14 protein-coding genes and 2 tRNA genes are annotated in these 15,307 nt (G+C 45.8%); all 16 read left to right on the top strand.

The features are described from left to right. Positions 1-16 precede the first annotated feature (16 nt). Positions 17-970, top strand: coding sequence for a ribose-phosphate diphosphokinase (locus BAMF_RS20535; protein ID WP_013350761.1), 954 nt, complete (start codon positions 17-19; stop codon positions 968-970). Between the two features lie 84 nt (positions 971-1,054). Continuing rightward, positions 1,055-1,663 carry a 50S ribosomal protein L25/general stress protein Ctc gene (locus BAMF_RS20540; RefSeq protein WP_013350762.1) on the top strand — a complete coding sequence of 203 codons (609 nt, stop codon included), beginning with the start codon at positions 1,055-1,057 and terminating at the stop codon, positions 1,661-1,663. 84 nt (positions 1,664-1,747) lie between these two features. Continuing rightward, complete coding sequence (gene pth, locus BAMF_RS20545) at positions 1,748-2,314, top strand: aminoacyl-tRNA hydrolase (protein WP_013350763.1); 567 nt, start codon at positions 1,748-1,750, stop codon at positions 2,312-2,314. A 61-nt stretch (positions 2,315-2,375) separates the two neighbouring features. After that, the gene (locus tag BAMF_RS20550) at positions 2,376-2,606 is read left to right on the top strand and encodes an anti-sigma-F factor Fin family protein (RefSeq protein ID WP_013350764.1); all 231 of its coding nucleotides are present in this window, start codon (positions 2,376-2,378) and stop codon (positions 2,604-2,606) included. 70 nt (positions 2,607-2,676) lie between these two features. Continuing rightward, on the top strand, positions 2,677-6,210 hold the full coding sequence (mfd, locus tag BAMF_RS20555) for a transcription-repair coupling factor (protein WP_013350765.1): 3,534 nt from the start codon (positions 2,677-2,679) through the stop codon (positions 6,208-6,210). Positions 6,211-6,346: 136 nt separating this feature from the next. Further along, positions 6,347-6,883, top strand: coding sequence for a stage V sporulation protein T (gene spoVT / locus BAMF_RS20560; protein ID WP_013350766.1), 537 nt, complete (start codon positions 6,347-6,349; stop codon positions 6,881-6,883). Positions 6,884-7,046: 163 nt separating this feature from the next. Next, complete coding sequence (locus BAMF_RS20565; RefSeq protein WP_013350767.1) at positions 7,047-8,627, top strand: putative polysaccharide biosynthesis protein; 1,581 nt, start codon at positions 7,047-7,049, stop codon at positions 8,625-8,627. Then, complete coding sequence (gene yabN / locus BAMF_RS20570; protein WP_013350768.1) at positions 8,617-10,092, top strand: bifunctional methyltransferase/pyrophosphohydrolase YabN; 1,476 nt, start codon at positions 8,617-8,619, stop codon at positions 10,090-10,092. The genes BAMF_RS20565 and yabN overlap by 11 nt, the downstream gene beginning before the upstream one ends. A 1-nt stretch (position 10,093) precedes the next feature. Next, a complete protein-coding gene (locus tag BAMF_RS20575; protein WP_007409934.1) occupies positions 10,094-10,354 on the top strand; it encodes an RNA-binding S4 domain-containing protein in 261 nt (86 codons plus the stop codon). Positions 10,355-10,432: 78 nt separating this feature from the next. Continuing rightward, entirely contained in the window at positions 10,433-10,735 is a 303-nt protein-coding gene (gene yabP / locus BAMF_RS20580; protein WP_004264638.1) for a sporulation protein YabP, read from the top strand. Further along, positions 10,732-11,367 carry a spore cortex biosynthesis protein YabQ gene (yabQ, locus tag BAMF_RS20585; RefSeq protein ID WP_013350769.1) on the top strand — a complete coding sequence of 212 codons (636 nt, stop codon included), beginning with the start codon at positions 10,732-10,734 and terminating at the stop codon, positions 11,365-11,367. The genes yabP and yabQ overlap by 4 nt, the downstream gene beginning before the upstream one ends. 17 nt (positions 11,368-11,384) lie before the next feature. Continuing rightward, positions 11,385-11,762: a cell division protein DivIC gene (gene divIC, locus BAMF_RS20590; RefSeq protein ID WP_013350770.1), complete on the top strand. Its 378-nt coding sequence runs from the start codon at positions 11,385-11,387 to the stop codon at positions 11,760-11,762. Between the two features lie 80 nt (positions 11,763-11,842). Continuing rightward, positions 11,843-12,229, top strand: a complete 387-nt coding sequence (locus BAMF_RS20595) for a S1 domain-containing RNA-binding protein (RefSeq protein ID WP_004264630.1) — start codon at positions 11,843-11,845, stop codon at positions 12,227-12,229. Positions 12,230-12,383: 154 nt separating this feature from the next. Then, positions 12,384-12,460 (top strand) — tRNA-Met (locus tag BAMF_RS20600). Between the two features lie 9 nt (positions 12,461-12,469). Continuing rightward, positions 12,470-12,541 (top strand) — tRNA-Glu (locus BAMF_RS20605). A gap of 210 nt (positions 12,542-12,751) precedes the next feature. Beyond that, a complete protein-coding gene (gene spoIIE / locus BAMF_RS20610) occupies positions 12,752-15,241 on the top strand; it encodes a stage II sporulation protein E (RefSeq protein WP_014469604.1) in 2,490 nt (829 codons plus the stop codon). Positions 15,242-15,307 lie beyond the last annotated feature (66 nt).

Below are 15,307 nucleotides of genomic sequence, written 5' to 3' on the forward strand. Positions count from 1 at the left end.
AAATCGGAGGTTTACCATGTCTAACGAATACGGAGATAAGAATTTAAAGATTTTTTCTTTGAATTCAAATCCAGAACTTGCAAAAGAAATCGCGGATAATGTAGGAGTTCAATTAGGAAAGTGCTCTGTTACAAGATTTAGTGACGGAGAGGTCCAGATCAACATAGAAGAAAGTATTCGCGGCTGTGATTGCTACATCATCCAGTCTACAAGTGCGCCGGTCAACGAGCACATCATGGAATTGCTGATTATGGTTGACGCTTTAAAGCGCGCTTCCGCGAAAACAATCAACATTGTCATCCCGTACTACGGTTATGCGCGCCAGGACAGAAAAGCAAGATCACGTGAACCGATTACGGCAAAACTTTTTGCAAACCTGCTTGAAACAGCGGGAGCGACACGCGTAATCGCACTTGATTTACACGCGCCGCAAATTCAAGGTTTCTTTGATATTCCGATTGACCACTTAATGGGTGTTCCGATTTTAGGCCATTATTTTGAAGGTAAAGACTTGAAAGATATTGTTATTGTTTCACCTGACCACGGCGGTGTGACGCGCGCCCGCAAACTTGCGGACCGTCTGAAAGCGCCGATCGCGATTATCGACAAACGCCGTCCTAGACCGAATGAGGTAGAAGTGATGAACATCGTCGGTAACGTGGAAGGAAAAACAGCGATTCTGATCGATGATATTATTGATACGGCCGGCACAATCACACTTGCCGCAAACGCGCTGGTTGAAAACGGAGCTGCGGAAGTGTATGCATGCTGTACGCACCCTGTATTGTCAGGCCCTGCCGTTGAGCGGATCAATAACTCTAAAATCAAGGAGCTTGTCGTGACGAACAGCATTAAGCTTCCTGAGGAGAAAAAAATCGAACGCTTTAAACAGCTTTCTGTCGGACCGCTTCTGGCTGAAGCGATTATCCGCGTTCACGAGAAACAATCTGTCAGCTATTTATTCAGCTAAACTGAAAGTTTAAGGTTTAAATTCCGGCTATCGTGGGTATTGTTCTAATAGGACGATAAAACGATAATTAGGATGGTGCTGAATATGGCAACTTTAAAAGCAAATGAAAGAACAGATTTTAAACGTTCGACGCTTCGGAAAATCCGTCATTCAGGACACGTTCCGGGGATTATATACGGTAAAGAAACAACGAATACACCTGTCTCTTTAGACAGTGTCGAATTGCTTAAAACATTGCGGGACGAAGGAAAAAACACGATTATCACAATTGATGTCAACGGAAATCAGCAATCGGTTATGGTGACTGAGCTTCAGACAGACCCGCTCAAAAACGAATTGACGCACGCCGATTTTCAAGTCGTGAATATGAGTGAAGAGCTGGAGGCTGAGGTGCCGATTCAGCTGACGGGAGAGGCGAAAGGAGTCAAAGACGGAGGTATCATCCAGCAGCCGCTGCATGAGCTTTCGATTAAGGCTAAACCGAAGGACATCCCTCAGACAATCGATGTTGATATTTCCGGACTGGAAATGAATGATGTGCTGACCATCGCGGATCTGACTGCTGACGGCAATTATACATTTACGAACGATCCGGAAGAAGTCGTGGCTTCCATCCTTCCTCCTAAGCAGGAAGCATTCGAAGAAGATGCAGAACCATCTCCTGAGGAAGAGCCCGAAGGAGAAAATCAATAAGTGCTTTAAGACGTAACCCGCCCGAGGTTACGTCTTTTGTGCTAGAATGAGAAGAATTACAGCGATGTTGAGGGAGGATTTACGATGCTTGTGATTGCCGGTCTGGGTAACCCGGGGAAAACCTATGAGAACACGAGACACAATGTCGGCTTTATGGCCATTGACGAGCTTTCTAAAGAATGGAATATTGAACTGAATAAAACGAAATTCAACGGACTTTACGGAATGGGTTTTGTTTCCGGAAAAAAAGTTCTACTTGTTAAACCGCTTACATATATGAATTTATCAGGAGAATGTTTGCGGCCGCTGTTGGATTATTATGATGCCGACCATGAAGATTTGAAAGTCATATACGATGACCTTGATCTTCCTACGGGGAAAATCAGACTCCGGACGAAGGGGAGCGCAGGCGGACACAACGGAATTAAATCACTTATTCAGCACCTTGGAACCCCTGAATTTGACCGGGTCAGAATCGGAATCGGCCGTCCCGCCAACGGGATGAAAGTCGTTGACTATGTGCTGGGAGCTTTTACGAAAGAAGAAGCGCCGCATATCAATGATGCTGTCTCAAAAACGGTAAAAGCCTGCGAAGCTTCCTTAACGAAACCATTTTTAGAAGTTATGAACGAATTCAACGCAAATGTATAAGATAAATAATGGGAGACCATACTAGGGAAAAATGATTTTTTCACATCAGGAGGTCCAATGTATGGCTTTGCATTATTTCTGCCGCCACTGCGGTATTAAGGTAGGGAGCCTGGAATATACGACGGTGCCGACACAGTCACTTGGATTTCAGCACTTAACAAATGAGGAAAGAAACGATATGATTTCATATAAAGACAATGGAGATCTCCATGTTCTTACAATTTGTGAAGACTGCCAAGAGGCGCTGGAACGGAATCCGCACTACCATGAACACAACACATTTATTCAATAAGAAGCTTTGGTGTAGATTCTAGACCAAAGCGTTTTTCTGTTCTTGCAGAAAACAGAGAGGAGGGGCCCATATGGACAATATTCAAACCTTTATTAAAGAAAGCGATGATTTTAAATCCATTGTTAACGGTTTACATGAGGGGCTGAAGGAACAGCTGCTTGCGGGTCTGTCAGGTTCCGCGCGTTCTGTTTTTACCTCCGCCCTTGCACAGGAAACGAAAAGGCCGATTTTCTTTATCACCCATAATTTATATCAGGCCCAAAAAGTGACAGAAGATCTGACGGCGCTTCTCGGGGATCAATCTGTTTTTCTATACCCCGTAAATGAATTGATTTCTTCAGAAATTGCTGTAGCCAGTCCTGAACTGCGGGCTCAGCGGCTCGATGTCATTAATAGATTAACAAACGGAGAAGCCCCGGTCGTTGTGGCGCCCGTTGCGGCAGTTAGAAGAATGCTTCCGCCGAAGGAGCTGTGGAAAAGCAGCCAAATCGTCATTTCGCTTGGAGACGATATAGAACCGGATCAGCTGTCTGCCCGCCTTGTTGAGGTAGGGTATGAGCGTTCCGATATGGTTTCTGCACCCGGTGAATTCAGTATTCGCGGCGGAATTATCGACATTTATCCGCTGACATCAGAGCATCCGGTGCGAATTGAGCTGTTTGATACGGAGGTCGACTCCATCAGAAGCTTTAACTCTGATGACCAGAGATCAATTGAGACGCTCAAAACGGTGGCGATCGGACCGGCGAAGGAACTGATCATCCGGGCGGAAGAAAAAGCCCGCGCGATGGATAGGCTCGATAAAGGGCTTGCCGACAGTCTGAAAAAGCTGAAGCAGGACAAACAAAAAGAAATGCTTCATATCAACATCTCACATGATAAAGAACGATTATCAACGGGACAGACTGATCAGGAACTTGTGAAGTATCTCTCGTACTTTTACGAAAAACCTGCTAGTTTGCTAGATTATACCCCGTCAGACACCTTGTTAGTGTTAGACGAGGTCAGCCGCATTCATGAAATGGAGGATCAGCTCCAAAAAGAAGAGGCCGAATTTACGACAAGTCTGCTGGAGGAAGGGAAAATTCTGCATGACATTAACTTATCCTTCAGCTTTCAGGAGCTTATGGGCCAAAAGCGGCGTCCGGCAATTTATTTCTCATTATTTTTGCGTCATGTTCAGCATACAAGCCCTCAAAACATCGTGAATGTGACAAGCCGGCAGATGCAGAATTTTCACGGACAGATGAATGTGCTTACCGGTGAAATGGAGCGCTTTAAAAAATCAAACTTCACCGTTGTCTTTTTAGGGGCAAATAAGGACAGAACCGACAGATTGGCATCCGTGCTGGCTGATTACGAAATTGAAGCCGCAAAAACGGACAGCTCCAAAGCGCTTGTGCAAGGACAGGTCTATGTCATGGAAGGCGAACTGCAATCCGGTTTTGAACTGCCGCTGATGAAGCTGGCCGTCATTACAGAGGAAGAGCTGTTCAAAAACCGAATCAAGAAGAAGCCGAGAAAGCAGAAGCTGACAAATGCCGAACGGATCAAAAGCTATTCCGAGCTTCAAGTCGGTGACTATGTCGTCCACGTCAATCACGGGATCGGTAAGTATTTGGGGATCGAAACACTTGAAATCAAGGGCATTCATAAAGATTACCTCAATATTCACTATCAGGGCAGCGATAAGCTGTACGTCCCGGTAGAGCAAATCGACCAGGTGCAGAAGTACGTCGGCTCTGAAGGAAAAGAACCGAAGCTTTATAAACTGGGCGGCAGTGAATGGAAACGGGTTAAGAAAAAAGTCGAAAATTCCGTTCAGGACATCGCCGATGATCTGATTAAGCTTTATGCGGAACGCGAAGCAAGCAAAGGCTATGCTTTCTCGCCTGATCATGAAATGCAGCGGCAGTTCGAGGCTGCTTTCCCTTATCAGGAAACAGACGACCAGCTCCGTTCCATTCAGGAAATTAAAAAGGATATGGAAAGAGAGCGCCCGATGGACCGCTTGCTTTGCGGGGACGTCGGTTACGGTAAGACAGAGGTAGCCATCCGTGCGGCCTTTAAAGCGATCGCCGACGGGAAGCAGGTCGCGCTGCTTGTGCCGACGACGATACTCGCACAGCAGCATTACGAAACCATTATGGAACGTTTCCAAGACTACCCGATTAACATCGGTCTTCTCAGCCGGTTCAGAACGAGAAAAGAATCCAATGAGACCATCAAAGGCCTGAAAAACGGAACGGTAGATATCGTGATCGGAACCCACAGGCTTTTATCTAAAGATGTCGTCTATAAAGATCTCGGCTTGCTCATAATCGACGAAGAGCAGCGGTTCGGCGTCACACATAAGGAAAAAATCAAACAGATCAAAGCCAATGTTGATGTGCTGACTCTGACGGCGACTCCGATTCCTCGTACCCTTCATATGTCCATGCTCGGTGTGCGGGACTTATCTGTTATTGAAACGCCGCCGGAAAACCGTTTTCCTGTCCAGACGTATGTCGTGGAATACAACGGGGCGCTTGTAAGAGAAGCCATCGAAAGAGAACTGGCGCGCGGAGGGCAAGTATATTTCTTATACAACCGCGTGGATGACATTGAGCGGAAGGCTGACGAAATTTCCATGCTCGTTCCTGATGCGAAGGTGGCGTACGCCCACGGGAAAATGACCGAAAATGAATTGGAAAGCGTCATGCTTAATTTTCTGGAAGGGGAATCAGACGTCCTTGTCAGCACGACCATTATTGAGACAGGCGTAGACATACCAAACGTCAATACCTTAATCGTGTTTGACGGAGACAAAATGGGGCTGTCTCAGCTGTATCAGCTGAGAGGACGGGTTGGCCGTTCCAACCGCGTCGCTTACGCCTATTTTACGTATCGCAGAGACAAAGTGCTTACTGAGGTGGCGGAAAAACGGCTGCAGGCGATTAAAGAATTTACCGAGCTTGGTTCAGGCTTTAAAATTGCCATGCGTGACTTGACGATCAGGGGAGCGGGGAATCTCCTCGGCGCCCAGCAGCACGGTTTCATCGACTCAGTCGGTTTTGACCTGTACTCGCAGATGCTCAAGGAAGCGATTGAAGAGCGAAAAGGCGATACACCAAAAATCGAACAGTTTGAGACGGAAATCGACATCGAGCTTGACGCATATATCCCTGAAAACTATATACAAGACGGCAAGCAAAAAATCGATATGTATAAACGCTTCAGATCAATCACTACAATTGAGGAGAAAAACGAGCTTCAAGATGAAATCATCGACAGGTTCGGCAGTTACCCGAAAGAAGTTGAATGGCTGTTTACAGTTGCAGAGATGAAGGTGTACGGAAAATATGAACGCGTCGAACTCATCAAGCAGGATAAGGACGCAGTCAGATTTACCATTTCGGAAGAGGCCAGTGCACAGATTGACGGACAGAAATTGTTCGAACTCGGCAATAAATACGGCCGGCAAATCGGACTGGGAATGGAAGGGAAAAAGCTGAAAATCTCAGTACAGACGAAAGGCCGCAAAACGGAAGAGTGGCTGGAGACCGTACTCGGCATGCTGAAAGGCCTTCAGGGCGTGAAGAAAGAAACAATCGCGTCTTCATAAAAATTGTTACTCTCTGGTGTATATTACATTTGATGTGACGGATACTAATTTCAAGCGAGTGGCGGAAGCTACATAAAGTAGAGAACTTTAGTACTTTCCCTTAAATATCATCACATGAAAGAGAGGCACCAGAGAGATGAAAGCTACAGGTATCGTACGTCGTATTGATGATCTAGGACGGGTCGTCATTCCTAAAGAAATTCGGAGAACACTGCGAATCAGGGAAGGAGACCCGCTTGAAATATTCGTTGACCGCGACGGAGAAGTTATATTGAAAAAATATTCTCCTATCAGTGAGCTTGGCGATTTTGCGAAAGAGTATGCAGATGCATTGTATGACAGTCTCGGCCATTCCGTCTTGATTTGCGACCGTGACGTGTATATTGCCGTTTCAGGCAGTTCGAAAAAAGAATTTCTGAACAAATCCATCAGCGATTTGCTCGAAAAAACGATGGATCAGCGCAGCTCAGTGTTAGAAAACGATGTGAAGTCCGCACAGCTTGTTAATGACATTGAAGAAGATATGAGCTCCTATACAATTGCTCCTATCGTGGCGAATGGCGATCCTATCGGTGCCGTGGTCATTTTTTCTAAGGAACAGGCTCTTGGAGAAGTAGAACATAAAGCGGTAGAAACGGCAGCCAGTTTTTTGGCGAGACAAATGGAACAGTAGGTCTTATTACCATTATTGAAATAAGAAACGGGGAAAGAACAGCTCTTAAACAGTGCTGTTCTTTTTCATATGTGCTCTCTATCGGTCCGCCGGCCGTTAGGATTGTGATATAATAAGCTCGTTTTATAGACGTAATTTTCTAGCGGCTGGAAGGAGCTTTTGGATGAACGATTCAGTTGGCGCCAAACGGCAATCAGCATGGAAAGGTGCTTTTGTGCTCGTCGTTGCGGGGATCGTGACGAAGATATTAAGCGCCGTGTACAGGGTTCCTTTTCAGAATATTGTCGGTGACGTCGGATTTTACATTTATCAGCAGGTGTATCCGTTTTTAGGGATCGCGGTAATGCTGTCAACATCCGGATTTCCGGTAATCATCTCGAAATTAATGAACGATTATAGCGATCATAAACAAAAAATAATGAAAATTTCCGCCTTTTATGTCACGGCGGCCGGACTTGTTCTGTTTGCGCTCATGTATGCCGGTGCGGCGTCGTTGGCCGGTTTTATGGGTGACGCCCGCCTTGTGATGCTGATACGGGTCGCCGCGTTCGCTTTTGTATTGTTTCCGTTCACAGCGATTTTCCGGGGGTATTTCCAAGGCGTGCATGATATGATGCCGTCAGCCTTATCCCAGATTACGGAACAGCTTCTTCGTGTGGCGGTGCTTCTCGGTTTATCCTTTTGGCTTTTGAAAAGCGGCCGCTCATTATACGCGGCGGGTGCGGGCGCTGCCTCGGGGTCACTTGCCGGAAGCTTGGCGGCCCTTTGTGTATTGGCTGTATTCTGGTACAAGCGGAAAGACACAAAGACGGACGGCGGGCATATCGAAACAGGCGTCATTGTGAAAAAGCTGCTGCTTTATTCAGTCACCATCTGTATCAGCAGTGTATTGATGCTGTTGATTCAGCTCGTAGACGCCTTAAACTTATATTCCCTGCTTTCAGACGGGACAGGGAGCCATGCTGCGAAACAGCTGAAAGGCATATACGACCGCGGACAGCCGCTCCTTCAGCTGGGAACGGTGTTCGCCGTCAGTATCGCCGCGTCCCTGGTTCCCTCAATTTCAAAAGCGGTGCATGAGAACAAGCCGTTTATCATAAAAGAGAAAGCGACATCTGCCGTTAAGCTCTGCCTTGCGGTAGGGATCGGCGCGGCGGCCGGACTTTTTTGCATTTTAGATCCGGTGAATATCATGCTTTTCCAAAACAGCGAGGGGACGCAGACCTTACAAATATTCAGCTTATCTATCTTTTTTGCTTCGATTGCGCTTACGGCAGCCGCGATCCTTCAAGGAGCGGGACATACCGTTTTTCCCGCCGTGTCCGTCTTGGCGGGAGGTGCGCTGAAATGGGTGCTGAATGTTTGGCTGGTTCCGGGCTGGGGTATTACAGGAGCGGCGCTGGCGACCGTCTTGGCATTTGCCGCAGCCGCGTGCCTGAATCTGCAGAGAATTTGGTCGAAGGGCTGGCTGACGAATCTCGGCGGCGTTTTTGCCCGTCTATGCGGATGCAGTCTGCTGATGGTCTCTTTTCTGCTCGCATATATGAAGGTTTGGCAGTTATGTGTACCCGTCAGCAGGGCGGGAGCTGCAGGTGAAAGTTTATCTGCGTCAGTCATCGGAGGGCTTTTGTTTATTTATTGTATGATAAGAATGAAAATATTTACGGACGAAGAGCTGAGCAGCCTTCCTTTCGGCAGTACTTTAAGCAAATTGAATAAGAGGAGAGAAAAATATGGCAGGTAACATTACGGTCGTCGGCCTCGGCGCCGGAGACATGGATCAGCTGACAGTGGGCGTACATAAGCTGCTGACTCAGGCGAAGCATCTATATATACGAACGAAAGACCACCCTTTGATTCCAGAATTAGAGCAGGAGGCTGCAGCGGACATCCGGTATTTTGATGATATTTATGAAAAACATGATCAGTTTGAAGCGGTCTATGAAGAGATCACTGACATTCTGTTTGAAAAAGCGAAGCAGGAGGATGTCGTCTACGCAGTGCCCGGCCATCCGTTTGTCGCCGAGAAAACCGTTCAGCTGTTATTTGAACGCCGGGAAGAACAACACGCAGCCGTTCACACCGCCGGGGGGCAAAGCTTTCTGGACGCCACCTTCAACGCACTGCGAATTGACCCGATTGAAGGATTTCAATTTACGGATGCGCAAACAATGACGCCGGATGAGCTTGAACTCCGCCATCACCTGATCATTTGCCAGGTTTATGACCAGATGACAGCCTCTGAGGTCAAGCTGACACTCATGGAGAAATTGCCTGACGACTATGAAGTGGTCATCGTAACGGCAGCAGGAAGCAAGGAAGAAAAGATCACCAAGGTGCCTTTGTTTGAGCTTGACCGCAATGTCGGCATAAATAACTTAACAAGTGTGTATGTTCCGCCGATTAGAAAAGAAGAGCTCCTTTACCAAGAATTTTCTGCATTCCGAAGAATTATTCGTGAGCTTCGCGGGCCGAACGGCTGTCCGTGGGATCAAAAGCAGACACACCAGTCATTAAAGAAATATATGATTGAGGAATGCTACGAACTGCTCGAGGCCATTGACGAAGAGGACACGGATCACATGATAGAAGAACTCGGGGACGTCATGCTTCAGGTTATGCTTCACGCTCAGATCGGAGAAGACGAGGGATATTTCTCAATTGATGATGTCATCAGAGACATCAGTGCGAAGATGGTCAGACGGCACCCGCACGTGTTTAAGGATGTTAAGGTTCAGGATGAACATGATGTCGTCGCCAACTGGGAAGAAATCAAAAAGGCGGAAAAACAAACAACATCCTCTTCGCTGCTGGATTCCGTACCGAAAACACTGCCTTCTCTTGCAAAAGCGGCCAAGCTTCAGAAAAAAGCCGCAAAAACCGGCTTTGACTGGGATGATGTTCAGGATATATGGGACAAAGTGAATGAAGAACTGAAGGAATTTTCTGCGGAGGCTTCTGCTGAATCTGCAGATGAAGTAAGCCTGAAAGCTGAATTCGGCGATGTTTTATTTGCATTGGTCAACATCGGCCGATACTATAAAATTGAGCCTGAGGAAGCGCTCGCCATGACAAATGACAAATTCCGCAGACGCTTTTCTTATATTGAAAAAGAAGCGGCAGCAAAGGGACTTGAATTGACCGGGATGTCTCTTGAAGAAATGGACAAATTGTGGGATGAAGCAAAAGAAATGGAGAGGAGATTCTAATATGAGACTTGATAAGTTTTTAAAAGTATCCAGATTAATTAAGCGCCGCACATTGGCGAAAGAGGTCGCCGATCAAGGGAGAATCACCGTTAACGGGAATCAGGCGAAAGCCAGCTCAGACGTAAAAGCCGGTGATGAACTGACGGTCCGCTTCGGCCAAAAGCTTGTCACCGTAAAGGTAAATGAATTAAAAGAGACAACAAAAAAAGAAGAAGCCGCAGGTATGTATACAATCGTCAAAGAAGAAAAACTCGGCGAATAGGCTTGTTCTAAACAAAGCTCCCGCCTCATACAATGCAGTAATAATGCTAAAAGTATCGAGGATATGGGGGCTGAATAGATGAATTCATATTATGAGCAAAAAGGTTCTTCTTCTGTTCCGGAACAGCATGATGTAACGATGAAAGGGAGAAAGCATTTAGACATTTCGGGCGTCAAGCATGTGGAAAGTTTTGATAACGAAGAGTTTTTGCTGGAAACGGTTATGGGAATGCTTTCCGTCAGAGGTGAGAATCTGCAGATGAAAAACCTTGATGTGGAAAAAGGGATTGTATCTATAAAGGGCAGGGTGTTTGACCTTGTATATTTAGACGAGCAGCAAGGGGATAAAGCTAAAGGGTTTTTTAGCAAGTTGTTTAAATGACGCTGACGACGCAATTTTATACGATGCTGGCAATGACCGGTATGGGCGCCTGGCTCGGAGCGTCGCTTGATACATACAGGCTGTTTGTCAGCCGCGCCAAAACGGCCAGATGGCTGTTATTCGTTCATGATATTCTCTTTTGGATTGTACAAGGCCTGCTGTTTTTCTATGTGCTGCTCAACGTGAATGAAGGAGAACTCAGGATATACATTTTCTTGGCTCTCTTACTGGGTATTGCGACGTACCAAAGTCTGTTTAAACGAATGTATATAAAAATGCTGAAATTGGCCATTCATCTTGCGGTGTCTCTTTATCAATTCGCAAAAAAGCTCATTCAGCACGTGCTGTTCCGTCCGGTGGTCCTGCTATTTAAGCTGCTCATCGGGCTGATCACGTTTATTTCTTTATACTCCTATCGGGTGATTGCCTTTTTTGTGAAATGTCTTTTTAAGATCGTAACATTTTTGCTGTATCCGCTATTCTTCCTGTTGAAACAAATATTGAAACTTCTTCCTGAAAAGTGGCGTCTTACTTTCAAACGATATTTTCAAAAAAGTGCAGGATTTTTACAAAAGAGCAAGAAACTAATCATAACAATCAGATCGACCATGATACGTATTTTGAAAAGGTGAAAGGAGGGCCGTCTGATTTGAATCTATCTAGAGAACGTACAATAACTGAAATTCAAAACGACTATAAAGAGCAGGTTGAGCGGCAATCCCAGCTTATGAAAAGAAGGCGGAAAGGGCTTTTCAGACGGTTGATTGTATTCGGCGCCCTTGTGTTGTTGACGGCTATTGTCTTAGCGGGTTCTCTGTGGTCACAGACCTCTTCCCTTAGCGCGAATGAAGAAAAGAAAGCTCAGCTGGAAAAACAAGTGAAAGAATTGAACGGGAAACAGGCTGATTTAAAAGATGAAATTTCCAAATTAAAGGATGAGGATTACGTCACAGAGCTTGCCAGAAGAGACTTGTTTATGTCAGGAAATGGTGAGATTCTCTTTAATGTAGAAAAGAAGAGCAAGTAGCCTTGTTGACACTTAAATTTTTATTTAGGTATAATTAAACAAACGATCTTTTTATAAGCCTAAGGAGGAGCACTTTTTTTATGTCGATTGAAGTTGGCAGCAAGTTGCAAGGGAAAATAACAGGTATTACAAATTTCGGAGCATTTGTTGAATTGCCTGGAGGCTCAACCGGTCTCGTTCATATCAGTGAGGTAGCCGATAATTATGTGAAAGACATTAACGAACATTTAAAAGTCGGCGATCAAGTTGAAGTGAAAGTCATCAACGTTGAAAAAGACGGGAAAATTGGTTTATCAATTAAAAAAGCTAAAGACCGTCCGCAAGCCAGACCTAGAAATGATTTCCGTCCGAAAGAATCTTTTGAACAGAAAATGAACAAGTTTCTTAAAGATAGCGAAGACCGCTTATCATCTTTAAAACGAAACACGGAATCAAAACGTGGAGGGCGCGGAGCAAGAAGAGGATAACTTGCTGCTTTCTATAAATACATGGGGCATCCGTCTATCCCGCGGATGCTTTTTTTATTTATCCTCTTAGTCAGAAAATTAAAACTTCATAATTTTTGTTGACGGAATGAAGAAACCTTTGTATTATATAACTTGTGCTTATAAGCACTTATATGGCGGTGTAGCTCAGCTGGCTAGAGCGTACGGTTCATACCCGTGAGGTCGGGGGTTCGATCCCCTCCGCCGCTACCATATATATTTGGCCCGTTGGTCAAGCGGTTAAGACACCGCCCTTTCACGGCGGTAACACGGGTTCGAATCCCGTACGGGTCATCCAAGCGAATCGGCTTCTTTTACAGAAGCCGATTTTTTCATATTTAGACAACTTTTTGAGAAATGTCGGAGGAAATACGAGAGGAAAGGGGAACAAGGGAGAAAGCGTCGAAGAGTTCTTTGAAATCGTTACCTTCTTTTGACAAAATCCTATCTGTGCTTTCATTTATAATGACAAGCAACGAATAAAACAGGTGGGGGATGAGAGCAATGGAAAAAGCGGAAAGAAGAGTGAACGGGCCGATGGCGGGACAAGCTCTGGAAAAACTGCAATCGTTTTTTGAAAAGGCTGCAAAGCTTGCGGTTCATCAAGCGCATTCACTTTTTTTCTATAAGGGTTTCATTTATGTCGTGATCGGTTTTTTACTTGGACGGGCTTTCATATTATCTGAGGTTCTTCCGTTTGCGCTCCCGTTTTTCGGAGCAATGCTTTTGATCAGAAGAGATAAAGCCTTCTATGCTTGTCTGTCGTTACTTGCGGGCGCTTTAACCATTTCGCCGAAACACTCTTTGCTGATTCTGACAGCTTTGGCCGTCTTCACTCTATTTTCAAAAATCGGTACATATATTATGCAGGACCGGGTGAAGATGCTGCCGATCGTGGTGTTTTTCTCCATGGCTGCCGCGAGAATCGGTTTTGTTTATTTTGAAAGCGGCGCTTTTACCACCTATGATTATGTGATGGCTGTTGTCGAGGCGGGCTTGGCCTTTATTTTGACGCTGATCTTTTTGCAAAGCTTGCCGATCTTCACGATCAAAAAAGTGAAACAATCATTAAAAATAGAAGAAATCATCTGTTTTATGATCTTGATCGCATCCGTTTTAACCGGGCTTGCCGGTGTTTCATTTCAAGGAATGCAGGCCGAGCATATCCTGGCCCGCTATGTCGTGCTGAGTTTTTCCTTTGTCGGCGGAGCAAGTATCGGCTGTACTGTCGGTGTTGTGACCGGGCTGATTCTCGGGCTCGCGAATATCGGGAATCTCTATCAAATGAGTCTGCTTGCGTTTTCCGGACTTCTTGGCGGACTGCTGAAGGAAGGCAAGAAAGCCGGCGCCGCAGTCGGATTAGTGATCGGCTCACTGCTGATTTCATTATATGGGGAAGGGTCCGCCGGATTAATGACCACCCTTTACGAATCGTTAATTGCCGTTGCCTTGTTTTTAATTACGCCCCAATCGATTACGAAAAAGGTGGCGCGCTACATACCGGGCACTGCTGAGCACAGTCAGGAACAGCAGCAGTACGCGAGGAAAATCAGAGATGTCACTGCCCAGAAAGTAGACCAGTTCTCCAATGTGTTTCATGCCTTGTCGGAGAGCTTTGCCACCTTTCATCAGACGTCTTCCGATGAGCAGGCTGAAGAAGGGGAAGTGGATCTCTTTTTAAGCAAAATTACTGAGCATTCCTGCCAATCCTGTTATAAGAAAAGCAAATGCTGGGTTCAAAACTTTGATAAAACATATGATTTAATGAAACAAGTTATGCATGAAACAGAAGAAAAACAATATGCCTCAAACCGCAGATTAAAAAAGGAGTTTCAGCAGCACTGTTCCAAATCCAGACAGGTGGAAGAGCTGATTGAAGACGAGCTTGCCCACCATCACGCCCATCTGACGCTGAAAAGAAAAGTCCAGGACAGCAGAAGGCTTGTTGCCGAGCAGCTGTTGGGGGTTTCTGAGGTCATGGCGGACTTTTCTCGGGAAATAAAACGGGAAAGGGAGCAGCATTTTATACAGGAAGAACAAATGATAGAGGCGCTTCAGCATTTCGGAATCGAGATTCAGCATGTCGAGATATACAGCTTGGAGCAGGGCAACATTGATATCGAAATGACAATCCCGTTCAGCGGGGGGCACGGTGAGAGTGAGAAAATTATCGCCCCGATGCTGTCTGACATTCTTGAGGAGCAGATACTTGTCAAAAGCGAACAGCACTCGACTCATCCAAATGGCTACAGCCATGTCGCGTTCGGTTCGACCAAGTCTTACCGGGTATCGACAGGCGCGGCTCATGCGGCAAAAGGCGGCGGTCTTGTCTCCGGCGACAGCTACAGCATGATGGAACTGGGCGCGAGAAAGTATGCGGCCGCGATCAGTGACGGCATGGGCAATGGGGCGAGGGCTCATTATGAGAGTAATGAAACGATTAAACTGCTTGAAAAAATTCTCGAATCCGGTATTGATGAAAAGATAGCGATTAAAACCATCAACAGTATTCTGTCTTTACGGACGACAGACGAAATCTATTCAACTCTTGATCTTTCTATCATCGACCTTCAGGATGCAAGCTGCAAATTCTTGAAGGTCGGTTCAACGCCGAGTTTTATTAAGCGGGGAGATCAAGTCATGAAAGTGCAGGCCAGCAATCTGCCGATCGGCATTATCAATGAATTTGATGTGGAAGTCGTAAGTGAACAGTTAAAAGCGGGTGATCTGCTTGTCATGATGAGTGACGGTATATTTGAAGGACCGAAGCATGTTGAAAACCACGACCTGTGGATGAAACGGAAAATGAAAGGGCTAAAAACCGAAGACCCGCAGGAAATCGCTGATATATTAATGGAAGAGGTCATCAGAACGCGTGCCGGCCAAATCGAAGACGACATGACGGTCGTTGTCGTCCGGATTGATCATAATACGCCGAAATGGGCTTCCATACCTGTGCCGGCAGTTTTCCAAAATAATAAGGAGATTTCTTAAACCTTTCGTATAAATCACTTTCCTTCTGGCGAAGATGGGACTAATCGTATCACCGGGAGGAATGTA

Origin of the sequence: Bacillus amyloliquefaciens DSM 7 = ATCC 23350, assembly GCF_000196735.1 — a bacterium.
Lineage (GTDB): Bacteria > Bacillota > Bacilli > Bacillales > Bacillaceae > Bacillus > Bacillus amyloliquefaciens.

What these genes read in the sequence shown, in the direction of transcription:
- BAMF_RS20535 (WP_013350761.1), top strand. Translation starts at nt 17, where the DNA reads ATGTCTAACGAATACGGAGATAAGAATTTAAAGATTTTTTCTTTGAAT.
- BAMF_RS20565 (WP_013350767.1), top strand. Translation starts at nt 7,047, where the DNA reads ATGAACGATTCAGTTGGCGCCAAACGGCAATCAGCATGGAAAGGTGCT.
- yabP (WP_004264638.1), top strand. Translation starts at nt 10,433, where the DNA reads ATGAATTCATATTATGAGCAAAAAGGTTCTTCTTCTGTTCCGGAACAG.
- spoVT (WP_013350766.1), top strand. Translation starts at nt 6,347, where the DNA reads ATGAAAGCTACAGGTATCGTACGTCGTATTGATGATCTAGGACGGGTC.
- BAMF_RS20575 (WP_007409934.1), top strand. Translation starts at nt 10,094, where the DNA reads ATGAGACTTGATAAGTTTTTAAAAGTATCCAGATTAATTAAGCGCCGC.
- mfd (WP_013350765.1), top strand. Translation starts at nt 2,677, where the DNA reads ATGGACAATATTCAAACCTTTATTAAAGAAAGCGATGATTTTAAATCC.
- BAMF_RS20540 (WP_013350762.1), top strand. Translation starts at nt 1,055, where the DNA reads ATGGCAACTTTAAAAGCAAATGAAAGAACAGATTTTAAACGTTCGACG.
- pth (WP_013350763.1), top strand. Translation starts at nt 1,748, where the DNA reads ATGCTTGTGATTGCCGGTCTGGGTAACCCGGGGAAAACCTATGAGAAC.
- BAMF_RS20550 (WP_013350764.1), top strand. Translation starts at nt 2,376, where the DNA reads ATGGCTTTGCATTATTTCTGCCGCCACTGCGGTATTAAGGTAGGGAGC.
- yabQ (WP_013350769.1), top strand. Translation starts at nt 10,732, where the DNA reads ATGACGCTGACGACGCAATTTTATACGATGCTGGCAATGACCGGTATG.
- spoIIE (WP_014469604.1), top strand. Translation starts at nt 12,752, where the DNA reads ATGGAAAAAGCGGAAAGAAGAGTGAACGGGCCGATGGCGGGACAAGCT.
- BAMF_RS20595 (WP_004264630.1), top strand. Translation starts at nt 11,843, where the DNA reads ATGTCGATTGAAGTTGGCAGCAAGTTGCAAGGGAAAATAACAGGTATT.
- yabN (WP_013350768.1), top strand. Translation starts at nt 8,617, where the DNA reads ATGGCAGGTAACATTACGGTCGTCGGCCTCGGCGCCGGAGACATGGAT.